The organism is Promicromonospora sp. Marseille-Q5078, assembly GCF_050315395.1.
Lineage (GTDB): Bacteria > Actinomycetota > Actinomycetes > Actinomycetales > Cellulomonadaceae > Isoptericola.
In genome coordinates, this window is the sequence record NZ_JBNPQG010000001.1 from 2,989,355 (window position 1) to 3,009,328 (window position 19,974).

Consider the following 19,974-nt stretch of genomic DNA (forward strand, 5'->3'; position numbering starts at 1 on the left):
CCCGCCTGACCGTATTCCCGCCTGGGGTGCCCTGAGAGAGCCTCCCCCGGCCCGGCGCGGAGCGCATACGGTGGTCGCCGCACCACCGACGAAGGAGAACTCTTGCGCACCGTCAACGCCTACGCCGCCCCGTCCGCGACCGAGCCGCTGGTCCCCACGACCATCGAGCGTCGCGACGTCGGCCCGAAGGACGTCCTGATCGCCATCCGCTACGCGGGGATCTGCCACTCCGACATCCACACCGTGCGCGGCGACTGGGGCCCGATCACCTACCCCCAGGTCGTGGGACACGAGATCGTGGGCGAGGTCGTCGAGGTCGGCCCCGCCGTCACCAAGCACGCCGTGGGCGACCGCGTCGGCGTCGGCTGCATGGTCAACTCCTGCCGCGAGTGCGAGAACTGCCGCGCCGGCATGGAGAACTACTGCCTCAACGGCAACACCGGCACGTACGCCAGCACCGACCGGGACGGCACGATCACCCAGGGCGGCTACTCGACGCACGTCGTCGTCGACGAGGACTTCGTGCTCCGCGTCCCCGACGCCCTCGACTACGCCGCCGCGGCGCCGCTGCTGTGCGCGGGCATCACCACCTACTCGCCGCTCGCGCACTGGAACGCCGGTCCGGGCAAGCGGGTCGCCGTCGTCGGCATGGGCGGCCTCGGCCACATGGCCGTGAAGATCGCCGCCGCGATGGGCGCCGAGGTCACCGTGCTCTCGCGCACGCTGGCGAAGAAGGACGATGGCCTCGCCTTCGGCGCCACCGACTACTACGCGACCGAGGACGACGCCACGTTCGAGGCCCTCGCCAACCGGTTCGACCTCATCGTCAACACCGTCAGCGCGTCGCTCGACCTGAACCTCTACCTGCGGCTGCTGCGCCTCGACGGCACCATGGTCAACGTCGGCGCTCCGCCGGAGCCGCTGCCCATCCAGGTGTTCTCGCTGTTCGGCAACCGCCGGTCGTTCGCCGGCTCCGGCATCGGCTCCATCGCGGAGACCCAGGAGATGCTCGACTTCTGCGCCGAGCACGGGATCGCCCCCGAGACCGAGCTCATCGGCGCCGACCAGATCAACGACGCCTACGAGCGCGTCCTGGCCAGCGACGTGCGCTACCGGTTCGTGATCGACACCGCGACCCTGTAGCGACATCTCTCGACCTGATCGCCCCGCCAGGTCGTCCCTGCGGCTGCCGGTCGGGCCCGCCTCGACGTCCTAGAACAGGGGCCAGGGCACGGCCGGCATGTCGCCCTCGGGCGACGGGAAGACGGGCGTGCGCAGCAGCCGGTCGCACCGTGCGGCCAGCGCGACGAGCTCGACGTCGTCGAGCAGGGCGGCGAGCCGACCGCCGAGCCCGCCCTCCCGGGAGTCCTCGAGGCCCGCGCGGACCCGCCGGACGCCGTCGAGCTCGTCGTCGAGCAGGGGCTCGCCGACCCATCCCCACAGCACCGTGCGCAGCCGCGGCTCGACGTGGAACGTGACGCCGTGGTCGACCCCGAGGCGGCGTCCGTCGTGCAGGGGCAGCACGTGCCCGCCCTTGCGGTCCGCGTTGTTGACCACCGCGTCGAACACCGCCATCCGCCGCAGCGACGGCGAGTCCTCGTGGACCAGGCAGACCGGTTCGTCGTTCTCGTCGCTGCCCTCGAGCACCACGCGCCGGCCGTCGCGTCTCGCGGCGTGCGCCGGGACGACGTCGACCGGGTCCTGGTCGCGGTCCTGCTCCTGCCAGAGCTGGACCATGCCCGGGCCGAGAGGTCCGTCGCGCAGCCAGGTCCGGGGCACGACGCCCCAGCCGAGCGACTCGGAGACGAGGTAGGCCGCGACCTCGCGGCCGGCCAGCGTGCCGTCCGGGAAGTCCCACAGCGGTTTCTCGCCCGCCACGGGCTTGTAGACGACGGTGGCCCCGCCGATCCGCCCGAGGAACGTCTCGTTCGAGGCGACCTCGAGACGGCCGACGACCTCGAGAGCGTCCTGCTCGAGGTCGACCTGCTGCTCGGTCACGGCGCGCTCGGCCGGCTCGCGGCTCTCACGCGTCGTCGCCCGGCGCGCACTCGTGGCCGTCGTCGTCCATCGGCATGCCGCAGTCCGGGCACGTCGGGCGGCCGGACGCGACGACCCGGCGGGCGCGCTGCGCGAAGGCCCGCGCGGTGCCGACCGGTATCCGCACCCGCAGCATCTCGCTGGGCTCGCCGTCCGCGGTCTCCGGGTCGTCGACGATGACGTCGTCGTCGGACGGGTCCTCGTCGACGGGGAAGGCCTCGATCACCATCTGCAGCGTGCGGGGGTCCCAGCCCAGCCGTATCGACCCCGTACGGAAGTCCTCCTCCACCGGCTGCTCCAGCGGATCGTCGTCGAGGAGCTCGACGGGGGCCTCGGACGGGATGGTGAGCTGGTCGTTCGCCGACATCAGCTCGTCGAGCAGCCCGTCGATCATCTCGGCGAGCACGGCGGACTGCTGCTTCTCCATGGCGATGCTGGCGGTCCGCCGTCCGGCGCGGGCCTGGAGGTAGAAGGTGCGCGACCCGGGGCGGCCGACCGTCCCGACCACGACCCGGTCGGGCCAGTCGAACTCGTGCACGAGAGTGGGCATGGGACCCACTCTAGGAGGCTCCCGCGCCGGCCCCGCCGCCGACGGGCGCGTCCCCCGCGGGTCGCGCCTCGCGGAGCCACGAGAGGTCTCCGGCGTCGGTGTTCACGGCCACGACCTCGGGCCGGTGCGGCCCGTACCGCACGATCGAGACCGACGCCGGCCCCACCGCGATGCGCTGGAAGAGGTCGAGGTGCATGCCCAGGGCGTCGGCGAGCACCGCCTTGATGATGTCTCCGTGCGCGACGGCCGCCCAGACCGCGCCCTTCCCGTGCCGCTCCTCGAGCTCCGCGTCATGGCGGCGGATCGCCGCCACCGACCGGCTCTGCATCGCCGCGAGCGACTCCCCGCCCGGGAACGTCACCGCCGACGGCTGCGTCTGGACCAGCGACCACAGGGGGTCCTTCGCCAGGTCGCGCAGGGCCTTCCCCTGCCACCGCCCGTAGTCGCACTCGCTGATGCCGTGCTCGACGAGCGTCGGCGGCGTGGCGGCGGCATCGTCCTGCTGGTTGCCCTGCTGGTCGCCCTGCTGGTCGACGAGGACGCGGGCCGTCTGCCGGCACCGCTCGAGCGGGCTCGTCACCACGGCGGCGAGGGGCACCGCCGCCAGCCGCCTCGCGGTCCGGGCCGCCTGCTCGCGGCCCACGGCGTCGAGCCGCACCCCCGCGGCGCGGCCCGCGAGGACGCCCTCGGCGTTCGCGGTGGTACGGCCGTGGCGGACGAGGAGGACGGTCGGCATGGTCCGGAGCCTACGGCGTGGAATGCTCTGTCGTTCCTCGGCGCCGCACCCCGCGTCTGAGCGGCTGCTCGAGGAGCAGGAGGAGCAGCCACAGTGCGCCCGGCTGCGGAAACAGGACGGCCAGGACCAGGGCCACGAACATCAGCCCCGAGCCCAGCCATCGCTCCAGCACGCTCTCCCGGGGTGTGCCCGCGAGGAACCCGCCTCGGCGAAGCGCGGTCGACTCGGCGCGGAGGGCGAGCGAGCTGACGAGGAGCGTCCCGATGTAGATCCCGAGCGTGAGCCGGTCGGAGTCGCCGGCCGCGACGTCGAGCACGGTGGCGACGGGGATCGCGACGATCGAGGCGAGCCAGACGATCTCCAGGCTGAGCACGGACGACGAGTAGCCGGTGGCCGGCGCGAAGAGCCAGTGGTGGGCCCGCCAGAACGCCGCGATGACGACGAAGCTGATCGCCGCCGAGCCGATCTCGCTCCTGTGCTCGGTGAGGAAGGCCTCGGTGGACGTCGCCCCCATGGCGGTGTCCACGAGCGGGAGGACGACCAGGGTGATCGCGATCGCGACCACGGCGTCCGCGAACGCGAGCATGCGGTCCAGTCCGCGCTGGTCACCCTGACGGTCCCCGCGGCGCGTCATGGACATGCGCTCAGGCTAGGAGCGTCGGCCGGCACCGACAACCGCCCACCGCGCGCGGGGAGCCCAGCGGTGGCGGCGCCCGTCACCAGGCCATATACAGGCCATGAAGAGGAGCGGCCGGCCACGGCGACCCGCCGCACGAAGGAGACCCCGTGACGAAACCCCTGGACGGACTCGACCTCACCGGCGAGGAGATCACCCAGGCCTGGGTGTACGTGCTCGGGCGCTATCTGGTGGTGCGGCAGGAGCACCTCGACCTGGCCGAGCCGGGCGTGGGGTACAACGTGCTCAAGCACAGCTCGCCGGTGCTCGCGGGCACGGGAGCGGACGCCGCGCCGACCTTCGTCAACCCGAACCTGGACGTCGTCTACTCAGAGGCGTGGGTCGCCGTCGACGAGCGCACTCCCGCGCTGCTCGACGTGCCGTCCGTGCCGGCGGGCACCTACTACACCGCGCAGATCGTCGACGAGTGGGCCGAGATCGTGCAGAACGTCAACGAGCGGACGCTGCCGGAGCACCCGCACGGCACCTACGCCCTCTGCCTGGCCGGCAGCAGCCCGGACATCCCCGAGGGCGCGTTCCGGATCGACCTGCCGTCGGCCAAGGCGAAGGTGCTCACCCGCGTGCAGATCGTCGACGACGTCACGGACGCCGTCGACCTCCAGCACCGCTTCGCCGTGCGCTCGACCGGGCGCCCGGTGATCGAGCCGGCCGTGGACGTCCCGATGTTCACGAACACGGAGCCGGCCGCGTCGGTGCTGTTCGAGCGCGCGCGACTGGAGCAGGCGCTGGCGGCGCCCGACCGCAGCGGACGCCTCCCGGACATGCTGCCGCTGCTCGAGGCCCTGTCCACCTATGTGGCGAGCGGCCCGTCCCACGCCGCCGCGCTCGACGACTTCGTCCGCACGACGTCGTTCCCGCACTTCCTGTACCTGTCGACGCACCTCAGCGAGGCGCGCGACGGATGGACGACCACAGGCGACCGCGACAGCTTCGGCGACGACGTCGGCTTCCGCACCACCGCGAACTTCGCGGGCATCTGGTGGAACGCCGCCACCGAGGCGATCTACCTGCCGCTGCAGACGGACGCGACCGGCGTCGAGCCCACGGGCGGCACGGTCTACCGGCAGCGGTTCGCGCCCGGCGACGGTCCCGGCGACCACGTCGACGGCTACTGGTCGCTGACCGTGTACGCGTACCCGTCGATGATGCTCGTGCCGAACCCCGCCGGGCGGTACGAGGTCGGCTACCGCAGCAAGCTCACGCTCGACGACGACGGCGGGTTCACGCTCGTCTACGCCACCGAGCGCCCGCCGGAGGTCGCCGAGGAGAACTGGCTCCCGCTGCCGGCCGGCCGGCGGCGGTTCACCGCGATCCTGCGCGCCTACCTCCCGCGGGCCGAGGTCCGCAGCGGGGCGTGGACGCCGCCCGCCGTGGTCCCCGACGCACGTCGCTGAGCGGCACGCCGCCGGCTACTGCTTGCGGTACCGGGCGCGCAGGACGAGGTCGGGGTCGTGCTCGGCGTCGGGGGCGATGTCGATCACGACCTTGTCGAGGGCTCCGGTGAAGGCGCCCTTCGGGGTCGCGTAGTCGTCGACGACCGGGTCGAGGCTGTCCGTGCCGACGTCGAGCCCCTCGTCGAACGAGAAGAGCCCGGGGACCGTCTGCTCCACGCGCCCCTTGCCGACCTCGGCGTCGTCGTAGAAGAGCGTGACGTCGCCGCCCTTGCCCGCGCCGCCGCCGTCGTAGTCGAACCGCATCCGCACGGTGTGGTCGCCGGCCGCGATCGCCTGGTCTGCGCGGACCACCGAGGTGTGCATGCCGACGAAGTTGTGGGCGTAGGCGAGGCGCCCCTCGCGGAAGTACAGGGCCCAGCCGCCGAAGCTGCCGCCCTGCGCGACCAGCGCGCCCTCGACGGGCGCCTCGTCGGGCACCGTGAAGGTCGCGGACACGGTGAACGAGGTGTTCTTGACGTTCGGCACCGTGTTCTCGTTGAGCCGCGTCATGCCCGGCCGCAGCGTCAGGGAGGTACGGCCGCCCATGAGGTCGGGGCGACCCGCCACCACGGGGTCGAACCGCTCGCGCTGCCGGTCGTCGATGGGCAGGACGTTGTACTTGGCCCCTCGATGAGGAACCTCTCCTGCAGCTCCCGCAACTTGTCGGGCATCTCGGCGGCCAGGTCGTGCGCCTGCGTCCAGTCGTCCGGGCCGTAGAGCTCCCAGGTGTCGTCGGTCAGGGCGGGGACGTGGTCGTCCGGGTCGGGCCAGGGCAGCCAGTGCTGGGTGACGGCGGTCCAGCCGTCGTGGTAGATCCCGCGGTTCCCGCCGATCTCGAAGTACTGGGTGTGGTGGCGCTCCGAGGCGTCGGCGTCGGCGATCGCGTACTTGAAGCTCATGCCCTCCAGGGGCCGCTGGGCGATGCCGTTGACCTGGTCGGGCTCGGGGATGCCGGCGAACTCGAGGATGGTCGGCACGACGTCGATGACGTGCGTGAACTGCGACCGCTGCTCGCCCGCCGGGATGCGGCCCGGGAGCCCCGCGATCATCCCCGTGCGGGTGCCGCCCCAGTGGGACGCCACGATCTTGCTCCACTGGAACGGGGTGTTCATCGCGTGCGCCCACCCCGACGGCATGTGGTTGAACGAGCTCCTGCCGCCGATCTCGTCCAGGTGCGGCTTGATGTCCTCGGTCGTCATCAGCACGTTGTTCTGGTATGCCATCTCGTTGAACGTGCCGTACGCCCCCGCCTCGGCCGAGGCCCCGTTGTCGCCCAGGACGTAGAAGATCAGCGTGTCGTCGAGGATGCCCTGCTCCTCCAGCGAGTCCAGCAGGCGAGCGACCTGGTCGTCGGTGTGCCGGGCCATCGCCGCGTACGCCTCGAACAGGCGCGTGCCCACCATCCGGTCGTCGTCGCCCAGGTCGTCCCAGGCGGGGATCCGCGTGTTCGGCGCGGTCAGCTCCGCGTCCTCCGGCACGATGCCGAGCTCCTGCTGACGCGCGAACGTGATCTCGCGCTGGCGGTCGTAGCCGTGGTCGAACGTCCCCCGGACGGCGTCCAGGTACGGCTGCGGCACGTGGTGGGGAGCGTGGGTCGCACCGAAGGACAGGTACGTGAACCACGGCTTGTCCGGCGTCAGGGAGGTCAGCCCGCTGATCCACGAGATCGCCTGGTCCACCAGGTCCTCCGACAGGTGGTAGCCCTCCTCCGGCGTGCGGGGCGGCTCGACCGGCCTCGTGCCCTCCACCAGGGCGGGCACGTACTGGTGGGTGTCCCCGCCGATGAACCCGTAGAACTTCTCGAAGCCCTCACCGGTCGGCCAGCGGTCGAACGGCCCCGACGGGCTCGTCTCCCACGGCGGCGTCTGGTGGTGCTTGCCGAACATGCCCGTGGAGTAGCCGTTCATCCGCAGCACCTGCGCGATGGTCGCGCAGTCGTCCGGGCGCACGCCCGTGTAGCCCGGCAGCGACGTCGCGACCTCGGCCAGCGCGCCCATCTCCGCCGTGTGGTGGTTGCGCCCCGTCATCAGCGACTGCCGCGTCGGCGAGCACAGCGCCGTGGTGTGGAAGCGCGTGAACCGCGTGCCCTCGGTGGCCATCTGCTCGGCACGCGGCATCTCGCACGGACCGCCGAACGCGCTGCTCACCCCGAACCCCATGTCGTCCACCAGCACGATCAGCACGTTCGGCGCACCCTGCGGCGGCCGGAGCGGCGTCGACGGGGCGGGCTTGACCGCGTTCCGCGCATCCACCGGTGTGTCCGACGCCCTGCGACGCCGACCGATCGGGAGGCGGTGGCGATCGACGTCGTTCGTGCTGGCACCCATGTCTACGCATCTCCTGAGCTGTCGGCCGGAACTCCGGAAACGACACTAACCGGGCACGTCGCGGGCGCCACCGGAGACCGCTGGGCGCCTTCCGCAGGACGATGGCGCCCGCCGGGCGGGGCGTTCACCGCCGGGAGTTCGTGTGCGGGAAGGACGCACGGAGTTCCGAGCAGCAAGGCGCCCGGGACCGCGGGATCCCGCGGCTCGAATACTCTGACAACGGGATCGAGGCCGGGCCGATCCGACCCACGGTCAGATGTTGATCGTGTAGTTCAAGGCCCAAGGATCGTTGAAATTCCGCGGTTCTTTCCCTCGCCTCGAGTGGCCGTGCAACTCGCGTGCCACTGAAAACGGTGATGCGGACGCGTTCGTGCCATGCGTCCCGTCGAGCGTACGACAGCGCCGGTCACGGCACCGTTCTACCCCTCCCGACGAAGCGCACACAGTGGCGGCCTAGCACAGCGCCTGGTGACACCCCTAGCCTCTCAGCTGCAACAAGCCGCCAGTGCGGGCCCGGGTCACTCCGCTGCCTCCGGGTCGGAGAGAACGTGGACCTTCATGTAGTGGACGGTGAACGCCGAGCCGATGAGCCGGAACTGCTGACGGTTGCGTCCGAAGTCGAAGGGGTTGTCGCTCGGCTTCTGCCAGATGTCGAGGCCCTTGCCGAGGTCGATACGCCAGCCATGGTTGGTCTCGATGCGGCGGTCGTGGATCGTGTCGTCGAGCCGAACTCCGAGGCGAACGCCCACCGCGTCGGAAGCGTCCTTGATCGACTTGAGCATCAGCAACTGGCCGTGCTTGAACTCGGACTTCGGCTCCTCGGTGGTGACAAGCAGGACGTCGATCTCGTCGGCGTCGTCCTTAGCTGCGGCGACGAGGCTTAGCAGGTCCGCGAGGTTGCGTCCCTGGTGCGGCATGCGGATGTAGGGGTCCGTGATGGTGATCTTGGAAGCGCCACGAAGGTACGGCAGGAGGAGGGTTTCGTACGAGACTCCTCGCTGGCCGGCGGTGAAGTCTCGATGCCCCTCGGCCAACCCAGACGGCACGGGCTGGACGGGCGCGTCCGGTGTAGTCACCGAGGACTCGGAAGATGGCGCAGTAGCCGGGACTGGAAGCACTCCCGTGGCCGCGTATGCAGTCGCTCCGCCCTCACCCTCGGGCACTGCGTCCCAGTCCCGCCGATACAGCTGCGGGTACTGACTCTCCTCGAGCGTCGCGACCTCCTGCCACGCCCCCGACGTGTCGGAGTACCGGAACCGAACCGGGGTGTCGCGCATGGTGGCGTCGATCCGCAGGATCGAGTCCTTGACACGCTTGCGACCCTCGACCGCGAACTCCAGGAGCGTGCGGACCTCGTCCTCCGTGGCTTCACCCGTCGGGTGCACGAGTTTCATCAGCCCAGAGAAGGTCTTGCGGATGCCGTCCTGGTCGCGCGTGGAGATTGAGCTGTCGAGGGTGAAGTAGTCCTTGTACTTGTCGGAGAAGTCCTCGGACCGCTTCGCGCGCAGGATCTCGGCGAGGTAGTCGACGACGAACCCGTAGCCGGTGGAGAACATCTCCGAGCGGATCGGCGCGACCTCCCAGCCGGGGATGTAGTGGTGAATGCGGTCGAGCCAGGCCGGGTCGCGGTAGGCGTCGGGCAGCTCGTCGAACAGGTCACTGTTCTTGAGCATGTAGGGCACAGTGTGCGTGGTGTTACCGATGAACGCCATCGAGGCCTCGGCCCCATAAATGCTCGTACCGCGCGAGAACGACTTGTTCGCGAGGTAGTTCTTCATCACGTTGACTAGATTCTGGTCGGTGCGACGGTTGGCGGCGAACTCGTCGAACGCGACGCAGTCCCAGTAGCCGACCAGCCCGATGCGCCCGCTGGCGTTGTTCACGAACAGTTTGGCGACCGTGACCTCTCCGCCGGAGATGAGGATGCCGTTCGGGGAGAACTCGCTGAACGTGTGCGACTTGCCGGTGCCCTTGGGGCCGAGCTCGACGACGTTGTAGTTGCGCTCGACAAACGGGATGAGCCGTGTCAGGGCGATGAGCTTGCCGCGCTCGTTGAACTGCTCGGGGTTGAGGCCGATCGACTGCATGAGCAGGTCGATCCACTCGTCTGTCGTGAACGCCTTGCGTGCCTCGTAGTAGTGGTCGATGTCGATGCCGGCGACCTGGATGGGCTTGAGGCTGCCGAGGATCCACGGCACGACGCGCTGGTCGTCGGAGTGGAAGTACTCGATGTCGCAGATGCACCAGACGCCGCCGACGAGGAGCTTGGGGTTCTGCTTGACCGTGACGTCGTCGATGATGACGCCCTTGACCTGGAGGTTCTCGAACTCTGCCTCGTGGACGTCGTTCTTCTCGTTGAGGGTGACGGTGACCTTGTCGATCACGCGGTGGCGGCCCTTGCGGCGGATCTCCGACTTCACGAGCATGTGCTCGTTGCGGTTGACGTAGTGGGTCGCGAGGATCTGCCGCACGCTGTCGATCCCAGCCTGGATCGTCGCCTCATCGTCGGATGCGGCGTACTGGCCCAGCAGGTACTCAAGGACGTAAGACGGCACGACGGCGTTGCCGCGGACCGCCTTGACGAGGTCCTTGCGGACGACGGCGCCAGCGAAGTGCTCGTTGATCTTGTCGTCGAGCGCAGACTTCGTCGGGGCGGCGTCGGTCGTCTCCGCGGCGGCGAGGACGTCGATCTCGCCGAGGGCGTCTTCGAGGTTGGTCATGGCTGTCCTAGAAGTCGAAGTCCGTCGTGAACGACCGCTTGATGGTGTAGTTCCCCTTCGAGAACGACTTCCACTGCGTCGTGTTCGGGATCGGCTCCTCGAGCCGCAGCTCGACGGGCCGGTTGTTGTACTGGTCGGCGTCCTGGGTCAGGTACAGCACGGCCTTCTGGTAGCGGTCGCGCTGGTCGTCGGAGGCGCTGTCGAACGTGAGGACAGGCTGGTCGGAGATCAGCGTGTCGCCGACGTAGAGGCCGAGCCGCACCTGGCGCGCCTGGATCTTGTCGGTGACGGCCTCGCGCTGAAGCAGCTTGATGGCGAGCTGCCCGGTGGTGATCTTGTCGGTCTCGGGCATGAGGTCGACATTGACCGGTCGGATGTCGCTCTTGCGCTTCTTGTTGATCGCGATCACCGGCACGACGATCTCCTGGAGCGAAGCGCCACCGTGTACGTAGCGGGTGCCGGCGCCGGGTAGCGGGATGCGGTGGATCGACTTGGGGATCTGGATGTCGATGTCTCCCGCGAGCCCTGCATGGGCCGAGGTGAACGTCATGAAGGAGGGCGACGGCTTCAGTGACCGGCCGAGCACGTAGCGGCGGTTGGTCTTGGTGACCGCGTCACCTTGCGGGCTCTCCGAGAGGTAGTAGGCCTGCTCCAGCGGGGTGTCTTGGTATTGGAACCCGTGGTCGGCGGTGATGAGTATGTTCGTCGCGTTGGCGTTGGTCCACTTCTTCACCAGGAGCAGCAGCTCGCGAAGGGTCTCCTCGGCAGCCTCGAAGACGGTCCGCTCGGTCGGGGCCTTGTCGCCCGCGGCGTCGATGCGGTCGTGGTAGACGTAGAAGACCTGGTGCTTCGTGTACAGTTCGCGAAGCTCGCTCCCCGGCATGGCCAGCACCTCGGCCGCGGTGATGGCATGTCCCTTGACCGCTTGCAGGATCTTGTCGCGGTTCGCGGTGCCGTTCGTCGGCTTCCCGTCCGCAAGCACCGGCAGACCCTCGGGGTCGAGTTTCAGGCTGGAGTGCGGCAGCAACGACGCCATGCCGAGTTGGGTGTAACTCGGCAGCGAGCCGAGCACGGCGGAGAGCGAGGCATCGAAGCGGTCCTCCCCGCGGACCATCGACGCGAGTTGCTCGGCTATCTCATACCGCATGCCGTCGGAGATGATCACGACCACCTTGGTGCGCCCGTCCTTGACGACGGGGGCAACGTGACGATCGAAGAACTTCGCCTGCGGCGTGAGCGTCGCAGACTTCCACTCGCTCATGGGCTCAAGGGCCTGCTGCCAGAGCCCGCCGAAGTCGTAGAGGTACTTGTTGGCGTACTGCTTGTCGACCTCGGCCTTGAGCGCTTCGAGCGGCTTGTGGAAGTCGGCGGTCTGGTGGGCGTACGTGAACCAGCGGTAGTGCTGGTCGATGCGGAACCAGTCCGACTGGTACTTCTCCAGCCCGACCGCGGCTGAGGCGATGGCGTGCGGCAACGCAGCGATCGACGCGAGCAGCTCCGAGGCGCTCTGGATCGCGTCGTAGAGCTTGGTGTACTTACCACTCCACAAGCTGTGCTGACGCTGCCGAACGATGTCCGCGACCTCACGGGAAGTCACCGACTGGGTGGCGACGGCAGCGGCGAGGTCGACGATGACCTTGCGGTCGACCTCCTCGAAGATCGTGATCTTGGCCAATTCGCGGTAGTCGCGCTGCTCGATCTTCGACTTCACGTCGAGCGCGTCGGCCGCGCGGGATGCGAGCGTCGTCATCACGTCCTGCGTGCGCACGTCGTATCGCAAGGCGTTGAAGTCGCTGCGGATGTTGCGGAACTCGTCGGGGGTGTCTGAGGCGAACTCCTCGATGGCGCGGCCGAACGTCCACAGCACGAAGTCGTCCATGGTCGGGGTCGCGCTCGAGTACTTGTAGATGCTGGCGAGCCCATCCCAGAAGAACTGGTCGAGGCCGAAGGCAACGAGGTCGTCGAACTTGGTGCTCTTCCCCGCGGCGTTCTCGACGAGGAGTTCGCGGACAATGTCGGTCAGCTTGTTCCCCGATGCCTTGACGAGCACCTGGCACATCTTGGCGCGAAGGCGTGCGGCATCGTCGCCGTCAATGAGGAGCTTCTCCAACGCCTGCTTGCGGCTATTCGCGGCGAAGAACCTCTGATGCTGCTCGATCACCGGCAGCAGGGCTGGGTCGCTCAGCCCAAGCTCCTGCTGAAGCATGGAGGTCTTGTCGGCCGTAAAGACGCCGTACGCGAACTCGAGGTCGAGCAGCCAGTTCGCCGTACCTCGCGGGACGTCGCCGGAGCGATAGACGAGATGCTTGCTGACGTGGTCGGCGAGGATCGTGTTCTTTGCACCGAACTCGTTGCCCTCGACACGGATCACGTTCACCGCACCAAGGTCAAGCGTGTCGAGGTCGGCTGCGTACTCACCGGCGGGGTCATGCCAGAACACGACCCGTTGCGAGGCGAGCCGGCTTTGCAGCGCGTCTTGGACGGAAGTCAGGTCAGTCACTCACTGCCTCCAGTCCGGGGACCTTCTTGAGGGCGACGCCGAACTTCGGGTAATTCGCCTTGACGCCATCGTCCAGATCGATGGCGACGTTCTCGGACGCCTTCGGGTAGAGCGTGTCGTGCTCGTACTCGTTCAACTCGACGAGGATCTTGCGAAGCCGGTCGGCCTCCTTCGCGTTCCCCGCGCGCTCCGCCTGCTGGAGAGCCGACTCCAGCTTGGTCACGTACTCCCGCAGGTAAGTCAGGACCGTCGAGACCGTCGACGGTGTGTAGCGGTGCATGTAGATCAACGCGTTGAACGAGCCCCTCGGGCTGGAGAAGAGCCAGTAGATCGGGCGCTTCTTGTACCGCTGGACGTGGTCCTTGTAGAAGGACTTCACAAAGTAGTCGCGCAGCTTCTTCACCCCGAGTGTCTCGGCGACGAACCGCAGATTTTCCTCAAAGCGCTGCTCGCCGAACGCGATACGGAGAAACTGGCGGAACCGCCCGACGATGTCGTCCTCGAACCAGTCGCCATCAACGATGGGTATGACGTTGTCGACGTCCGGCGCGAAGGCCGGGGTCGGGACCTTCGCCAGGTATTCCTGCAAGGTCGCCCCCTGATCCGCGAGGATCAGCCCCGGCTCGTCGAGGCTGTAGCGACCGAACATGCAGCCGACCGCGTAGGACAAAAGGTCCCTCACCTGGTCTGCACGAAGGAGCCGTTCGTGCATCGAACTCTCCTGCCCCGCGTACCTGTAGGCAGGGTTAGCCTGCAGCGAGACCTGCGAATCTGCCGGCCGAAAGTCCTCGTGCTTGATGCCGTACAGATTCGCAAAGTGAAGGTTCACTTCGGTCTCGATTTGCCCAAGTTCCGCCACCCAGCGGCGCCCCTCATCGATCGCGGCGCCCACTGCCTTGGCAACCGTGCCAGCCTGACGATCGAGGGGAAGTCCAGAAAACTCCCAAGCGGTCTCGCGACTTGCCCAGTCGCGGCGAGAGAGGTCCACCGCTCTGGCTGCAAGCGCAGCCGCTTCCGCCGAAGCCGGGTCAGGGGGTGCCGGAACGGCGCCCACGTTTCCTGGTTGCATGTTCAGCGTGGGATTGATTCCGTTCAAGACCTCTGCTGCCGCCGCCGAGTTGAATAGCGCCAAGAGGTAGTCGTTGTTGTCTGATTGGCACACCCCCGAAGCGTCGGCGAACAGGTGGCCCGGGCCGACCAAACGGAACGACGGAGCTCCCGACGTCACTACCGTCCACACGATCCCCGGTTTGAAGATTCGATCTAGATTGAAGTTCGTCGCCCGAACGCGACTTCCGTCGTCAGTAAGGGTGGTTTGCAGCGCTGCACCGTCGTCATACCAGTCGACGACCGCGTCAACGTTCCCCGCCCATCGTCGGAAGTCGCCACCCTTCGCATGAGGGAACCACTTCCGACCCGACTTCTTGGCTGCGGCACGGTCCGGGACCCCGAATCCGATACGCGCAAAGGACACCTCATGCCAAGCCCGGATGTATTTGGCGTTATCGCCGGTGACCAATCCCTTCGCCGCCCGCGCGATTTCCGACACAGTTCTTGCTCCTTCGAACGCTTGGAGCAGGGGATCGGAGAACCAGTAGGCCGCGGGGGAACCCGGGATCGCCTCGAAACGGCGTGGTGCGATTTTGAAGCGATATTCGCTCGCCGCGTCCGCGACTGCGTCTCTAGTTAGGCTTGCCATCTCGGCCTCTCCGCCAGGAGAGCCGACGAGTCTCACGAAGTCTGCCGGGACTGATCGCTCGTCAGCGTTGATCATCGTGAACGCGCAGACTTGAACCGTGGCTCCGCGGAACCCGCCCAATGGCAGTTCCACTAGCCCCCGGAGTCGGGGAAAAATCACTTCGCTGCGCAGTAACTTATGTGACGCGATGTAGAGCCAGACATTCGGCGTCATGAAACCTGCGTAGCCCGAACGAACTAGAAGCCCCGGCGACCGTGCGACAAAGGCGGAGAAGAGATCGGACTTCGCCTCTGGGAATGCAGTAGCGACCCGCACGCTGAGGTGACCACCCATGTTCTTGCTACCCATGTAGGGAGGATTAGCCACCAGCACGCCGTACCTCGGCAACAGGAACTCCGCCTGGCGGATCGCCTGCCGAGCCCAGCCGAGGGCGTCGGCCTTAAGCATGTCGCCGTCGTCGTCGATGGTGTCCAAGTGACGCGCGAGACGAACGGTCATTGCCGGGTCAGGCTTGATCAGTGACCCGAGAGTGTCGGCCTCGGCGAACTGGTTCCAGAACTCCTGCTCCGCGTACCGGTCGCCGTCCTTGGTGACGAGGTAGTCCAGTTCGTCGGGAGTGAAGGTGATCGGGTCGAGCACGCAGATGTTCGGCTCGACTGGGTTCTTGAGGAAGAGCTTGCGCCTGGCCGCGGCCTTCATCGTCAGGGCAAACGCGGCCAGCGCACCGGCGCGGGGGTCGATCTCGGTACCGTAGAGGTTGTTGGTGAGGATCCGGCCTGGGATCGCCGACGGCGCGTAACCCTCTTCCTCGTAGATCGCGTAGAGGAGGTCGAAGGCGTAGGTGAGCATGTGACCCGAACCGCACGCCGGGTCGATCACCGTTAGTTCCTCGGGCTTGGTGATCTTGAGGAAGTCGGTCTCCTCATCGACCGGGGCGATGTAGTAGTCCATCTGGTCGACGAGGCGAGACTCGGGGTGATTGAGCATCCAAAGGCGACCGAGGGAGTTCTCGACGAGGTAGCGGACGATCCAGTGCGGGGTGAAGAGCTGGGTGGCGGCGGGGATCTCATCGGCGCCGGCCTTCTTGTTCTTCTTGAACCCAGCGAAGACCTCGTCCTTCCGCTCGGAGATGTAGAACTGGTAGAGCCATCCGATGACCTCGACGTCCTGGCACACGTCCTCGGTGAGCACCTTGACCGAGCGGCTGAGTACCGAGTCCTCAGCGAGCAGGTTCGCGGGGATGACCAGCTCGGTGTAGTCGCCTTCGCGCTCAAACATAAACGGCATCGCCCGATTCCAGTAGCGGCAGTAGTCCGCCAGGAGGAGCGCATATGCCTCAGCCTGGGGATCGACACCGGGGCGCGGCTGGCGGGTGCCATTGAGCAGCCCAGGGACGATCGTCGCGTTCGCTCCCTTCACGACGTCACCGTCGACCTGGCCGCGCTTGGCCGCAGCGAGGACTTCGGGTTGGCCGACCTGATCGGCGGCAGGTGAGACAACGCCGATGCCCGTGTAGCCGTTCGCGTCCATAAAGCGCAGCGCAATGATGCGGTTGAACCAGGTGTAAGCAACCTTGTCAGCAACATGCGCCCTGCCCTTGTCACCGCCGCCCCCCGCGGCAATCGCCCGCTCCAACGCGGTCACGGCACGGGGCTGTTCAACCCGCTCTGGCGAACCCTGCGCGAGCACTGCGGTGATGCGCGCTCGGACCTCGCGGATGAGTTCCGTGCGCGCCGAGGTGGCGAAGGACTTCAGCGGTGCGGTGTCCATCAGAGCGTAATTCGCTTTCCGTCGTTAAGGGTCGCAACGAGCGCGGCGCGGTACTTGGCGAGGTAGTCGTCGAGGTCGCCTTCAGACTCGAGCACCTTGCCCGAGACGCCCGGGACACTGATCGTCTTGACCGAGACCGTCTGCTTCGGCTTGGGCTTCGGCGCGTCGTCGTCGCCGGCGTCGTCGCCACCTTGCTGAGCGGCCGCGAGCGCATCGAGGAGTGCCGGGTAGCCAGACTGCTCGAAGTTCGATTCGAGTTGGAGGATCAGAGCGATCTGGTCCTCGCCAGCAAGTCGTGTGAGAACCTGGCCGACACGCTGGGTCACGCTTGCTTGCGCCTCGGAGGTGGCGTTGGCGTAGTCGGCGCTGGCGAGGATCTCGGCCTTGCGTCCCTCGATGGCGGTTGCCACGGCGACGCGCTGCTGGGTGACGGCGTCGTCTAGCTGGCCTCGCAGGGTGTCGGCGGCAACCTTGAGCTGGTTCATCTTGTTGCCGCGAAACGCGTTGGGATCTGACAGGAGTGCCTGGACAGGGTCGGCGGCCCCCGGGGCGAGGTAGGCGAGATTGCCCGTGTTTGTACTGAGGAGTGCCTGGGCCTCGTCGAAGATCGTCGCCTGCTGGCCGTTGATGAACGACTTGATCGGGTCGATCGTCTCTTCCTTGGCCTCAACGAGTTCGTCGGCCTTGTCGAAGTCGGTCAGGTACCAGTCGGTGGACTTGCCGACGACTGCATCCAGCAGGGTGACAATATTCGAGAGCTGACTCACGAATGGGTACTTGCTGGATGTCACGAGGGCGTTGAGCTCGTCGCGCTTGGCTTCGAGCTTGTCCTTGCCATAGCGGGCGAGTTCCGCGGGGTCACTGGGCACTGCGCCCTCATCGAAGAAGTCCGTGCAGAACTTCTTGAATGCGCTGACCTTCCCCTGGTCGTACGCCTTCTGGGGTGCGACGACGACGTACTGGTGCTTTCCGGTGTTGCGGATGAGCGCCGCCGTCTCTGTCCGGACGACAGGGTTGGAGTCGACGGTGAGCGCAACCTTGCCGTTGCCGACGAGCCAACCGAGCACGACCTCGATGGAGCCGAGGTCCCAGCCGTAGGGCTTAGCCTCAAAGCGGTCGACGACCTTCTTGATCGTAACCTGCTCACCGAGTCCCGTCTGGGCGATGACCCACGACTCCATCTCGGCGCCGGGCGAGCTGAGCGCGCTGAGGTGTCCTGCACTGAACATCCCTTGGTCGTTCTGGACGACGCCGGCCACCGCCTGCTCCGGGTAGACCTTGCCGCCGAGAAGGCCGAGGCTCGTGTAGGTGCGGCTGACGAGCTCCTGGAACCCGTCAGTGACGCGCGTGACTGCGTCCTGCGAGCTGGACGTGATCTCGGCGGCGTTGATGATCAGCCGCGCCTTGCCGACGGCCTGGCGGAGTCGCTCGATGAGTTCCTTCTCACGGTCGGCGTTGAGCACCTGTTTGGACTGAAGAATCGCCTGCATCGACGGCGTTGCACCCGAGCTCGTGCGCTGCTTGGTGTACTTCTCCGTCTTGAGCAGCAGGCGCACGTCGGCGAGCAGCCGCTTGTCGCGCCCCAGGAAGACCCGCAGCTCGTTCTTGCCCATGCTCTGCGACAGGATCTCGGTGTCGCTGTAGCTCGTCTCGGGCGTGATGAAGTGGATGGTCAGCTCGCGCTGGTTGCCCTGCACGATGTCGTCGAGCTTGTGGCCGAACGAGAAGTCTTGGCCGTTCTTGGCGTACTTGAGCTTGTTGGTCTTGAGGATGTCGGACGACAGGTACCGGAAGAGCTTGCTGGAGACCTCGGAGGAGTCAATGTCGACCGCCTTGATCTCCTTCTCGATCTCCTGCTCCTCGTTGGTGAGGTACTCGTAGACGTTGCCGTTGCGCTGGACGTACGACTGCGTCTCCAGCAGGTTGAGCGCCTCCTGCACCTGCTTGCCCAGCCCTGTGAGGTCGAGCCCGAAGCGGTCGTAGACGAGCACGGTGAGGTTGCGTGGCGTGGCCTTGAAGGTGTCGACGTACTTGACCAGGAAGAGCGCCTTCAGGAGGCGGTTGGCGAGGACCGTGACGTCGGAGCCGGGGTCGGGAAGGTGCTTCTCGGCCTGGAGGACGGCGCTCTGCGCCGACGACTTCAGGGCAGCGCTAATGCCCGCGAACATCTGGTCGAAGGTGGCAAGATAGCCCACCTGTTCGCCGCCGATGCCCTTGGCGACCTCCTGGACCACGCCGAGCATCGAGCGCTCACCCACCGAGCTGTTCCTGCCCTCGAACATGTTGTGATCCGACAGGCCCTCGATCGCGGCCTGGAACATGGGAATCTGGTAGGTGACGAAGGGGTAGGTGTTGATGAAGCGGGCTTCGTCGATGTAGTTGCGGTAGGTCTTCGCGCCGTCGACGAAGTTAAAGATCGTCGGGAAGTTCGCCGCCTGCGTGGAGTGGACCTTCTTCAGTGCGGCGGCGCCTGCGTCGTCCTTCTCCAGCAGACGCTTGCTGATGACTTCCTCGACGTCCTGGCTGGTCAGCTTGACCTTGGCGCTGAAGCGAGCCTGGATCTTCGAGAAGTCGTTGCCTTGCTGCTTGGTGCGGTCGCCGATGACCTTATCCATGTCCTCCTGCGACGTGACGAACACCCACGAGCGCCCCTTGCACTTGGTGTTGAGGGACTCGGCGATCGTCTGGAGGTTGAGCATGAGCTTGACGTCGTCGGCGATGAACTGGCCAACCTCGTCGACGAAGAAGTTGAGTCGGAAGCCGGGCTCCTGCTTGTCGATCCAGACCTTGACCGACGCGGCGAAGTCTTCGATCGAGACTGCGTAGGACTTCTGGTACTGGGCGATGATGCCGGGGTTCGCCTCGCCGTTAACCTCGGCGAACGCCCTGTCGATGTTGTGGCCCTCAAGCGCGGTCTGCTCGCGGCCCTGAGACCAGTCGATGCTAGCGTGCCTGGCGAATGCCTCCTTGAACGCCTCGTACTGGCCGCGCTTGTCGAGGTCCTCCTCGAAGCGGGCGACCGCGCCGTCGTTGCCGAAGTAACCGCGGCTCTCGTCGAAGACCTTGACGAACACCTTCAGCAGGGCGTCGGTCTGGTCCTTGGCGATGAGGGTCGCCTTCTGATCGATGTTGAACAGCAGGCTCTTGGCCGGGATCGTGGCGGCCTTCTTCAACGACGCGACCAGGAACGCATCGTTGGTCTTGGCGAGGAAGCTCTCACTCACCTTCTCGCGCGGGAACGCCTGGCCCTCTACGTCGCCGAGGAGGTGGGCGAGCATCTTGAGCAGGTGGGACTTACCGGAGCCGAAGAAGCCCGAGATCCACACGCCATTGGCGTTGGTGTAGTTCGTGTACTCCTCCAGCAACGGCGCGACACCCTTCGCGGCGTCGTTGGTGAAGACGTACTCCTCGACCTCGTTGCCCAGGTGATCGACGTCGTCGGCCTTGACGACGCCCTCGATCGAGCGGGTGACGTCCTTGAGGAAGATCTCGCTGAGTTTCATCG

At 66.9% G+C, this 19,974-nt stretch carries 12 protein-coding genes; 2 read left to right on the forward strand and 10 right to left on the reverse strand.

Annotated features, from left to right (window positions below; genetic code table 11):
* Window positions 1–102 precede the first annotated feature (102 nt).
* Complete coding sequence (locus ACQFYA_RS14000; protein WP_499125215.1) at window positions 103–1,143, forward strand: NAD(P)-dependent alcohol dehydrogenase; 1,041 nt, start codon at window positions 103–105, stop codon at window positions 1,141–1,143.
* Window positions 1,144–1,212: 69 nt separating this feature from the next.
* Here ACQFYA_RS14000 and ACQFYA_RS14005 read toward each other — a convergent pair whose 3' ends face one another.
* The 4 genes from ACQFYA_RS14005 to ACQFYA_RS14020 are packed head-to-tail and all read right to left on the reverse strand — an operon-like array spanning window position 1,213 to window position 3,963.
* Window positions 1,213–1,998: an SCO1664 family protein gene (locus ACQFYA_RS14005; protein ID WP_499125217.1), complete on the reverse strand. Its 786-nt coding sequence runs from the start codon at window positions 1,996–1,998 to the stop codon at window positions 1,213–1,215.
* A 25-nt stretch (window positions 1,999–2,023) separates the two neighbouring features.
* The gene (locus ACQFYA_RS14010; RefSeq protein ID WP_499125219.1) at window positions 2,024–2,587 is read right to left on the reverse strand and encodes a DUF3090 domain-containing protein; all 564 of its coding nucleotides are present in this window, start codon (window positions 2,585–2,587) and stop codon (window positions 2,024–2,026) included.
* A 10-nt stretch (window positions 2,588–2,597) separates the two neighbouring features.
* Window positions 2,598–3,323 (reverse strand): MSMEG_4193 family putative phosphomutase, encoded by a 726-nt coding sequence (locus tag ACQFYA_RS14015; protein ID WP_499125221.1) that lies wholly within the window; start codon window positions 3,321–3,323, stop codon window positions 2,598–2,600.
* Window positions 3,324–3,333: 10 nt separating this feature from the next.
* Window positions 3,334–3,963, reverse strand: a complete 630-nt coding sequence (locus tag ACQFYA_RS14020) for a TMEM175 family protein (protein ID WP_499125222.1) — start codon at window positions 3,961–3,963, stop codon at window positions 3,334–3,336.
* Window positions 3,964–4,109: 146 nt separating this feature from the next.
* On the opposite strand from ACQFYA_RS14020, the gene ACQFYA_RS14025 reads away from it, so the two are divergent.
* Window positions 4,110–5,414: a DUF1214 domain-containing protein gene (locus ACQFYA_RS14025; protein WP_499125224.1), complete on the forward strand. Its 1,305-nt coding sequence runs from the start codon at window positions 4,110–4,112 to the stop codon at window positions 5,412–5,414.
* Window positions 5,415–5,429: 15 nt separating this feature from the next.
* On the opposite strand, the gene ACQFYA_RS14030 is transcribed toward ACQFYA_RS14025, so the two are convergent.
* The 6 genes from ACQFYA_RS14030 to brxC form a co-directional block, all read right to left on the reverse strand.
* The gene (locus ACQFYA_RS14030) at window positions 5,430–5,999 is read right to left on the reverse strand and encodes a hypothetical protein (RefSeq protein ID WP_499125226.1); all 570 of its coding nucleotides are present in this window, start codon (window positions 5,997–5,999) and stop codon (window positions 5,430–5,432) included.
* A complete protein-coding gene (locus ACQFYA_RS14035; RefSeq protein WP_499125227.1) occupies window positions 5,978–7,636 on the reverse strand; it encodes an arylsulfatase in 1,659 nt (552 codons plus the stop codon). Before ACQFYA_RS14035 ends, ACQFYA_RS14030 begins: the two co-directional genes overlap by 22 nt.
* A gap of 662 nt (window positions 7,637–8,298) precedes the next feature.
* Entirely contained in the window at window positions 8,299–10,500 is a 2,202-nt protein-coding gene (gene brxL / locus ACQFYA_RS14040; protein ID WP_499125229.1) for a BREX system Lon protease-like protein BrxL, read from the reverse strand.
* 7 nt (window positions 10,501–10,507) lie between these two features.
* Window positions 10,508–13,000, reverse strand: a complete 2,493-nt coding sequence (pglZ, locus tag ACQFYA_RS14045) for a BREX-1 system phosphatase PglZ type A (RefSeq protein WP_499125231.1) — start codon at window positions 12,998–13,000, stop codon at window positions 10,508–10,510.
* A complete protein-coding gene (gene pglX / locus ACQFYA_RS14050) occupies window positions 12,993–16,469 on the reverse strand; it encodes a BREX-1 system adenine-specific DNA-methyltransferase PglX (RefSeq protein ID WP_499125232.1) in 3,477 nt (1,158 codons plus the stop codon). Before pglX ends, pglZ begins: the two co-directional genes overlap by 8 nt.
* The gene (gene brxC / locus ACQFYA_RS14055) at window positions 16,469–19,972 is read right to left on the reverse strand and encodes a BREX system P-loop protein BrxC (RefSeq protein ID WP_499125234.1); all 3,504 of its coding nucleotides are present in this window, start codon (window positions 19,970–19,972) and stop codon (window positions 16,469–16,471) included. Before brxC ends, pglX begins: the two co-directional genes overlap by 1 nt.
* Between the last annotated feature and the right edge of the window lie 2 nt (window positions 19,973–19,974).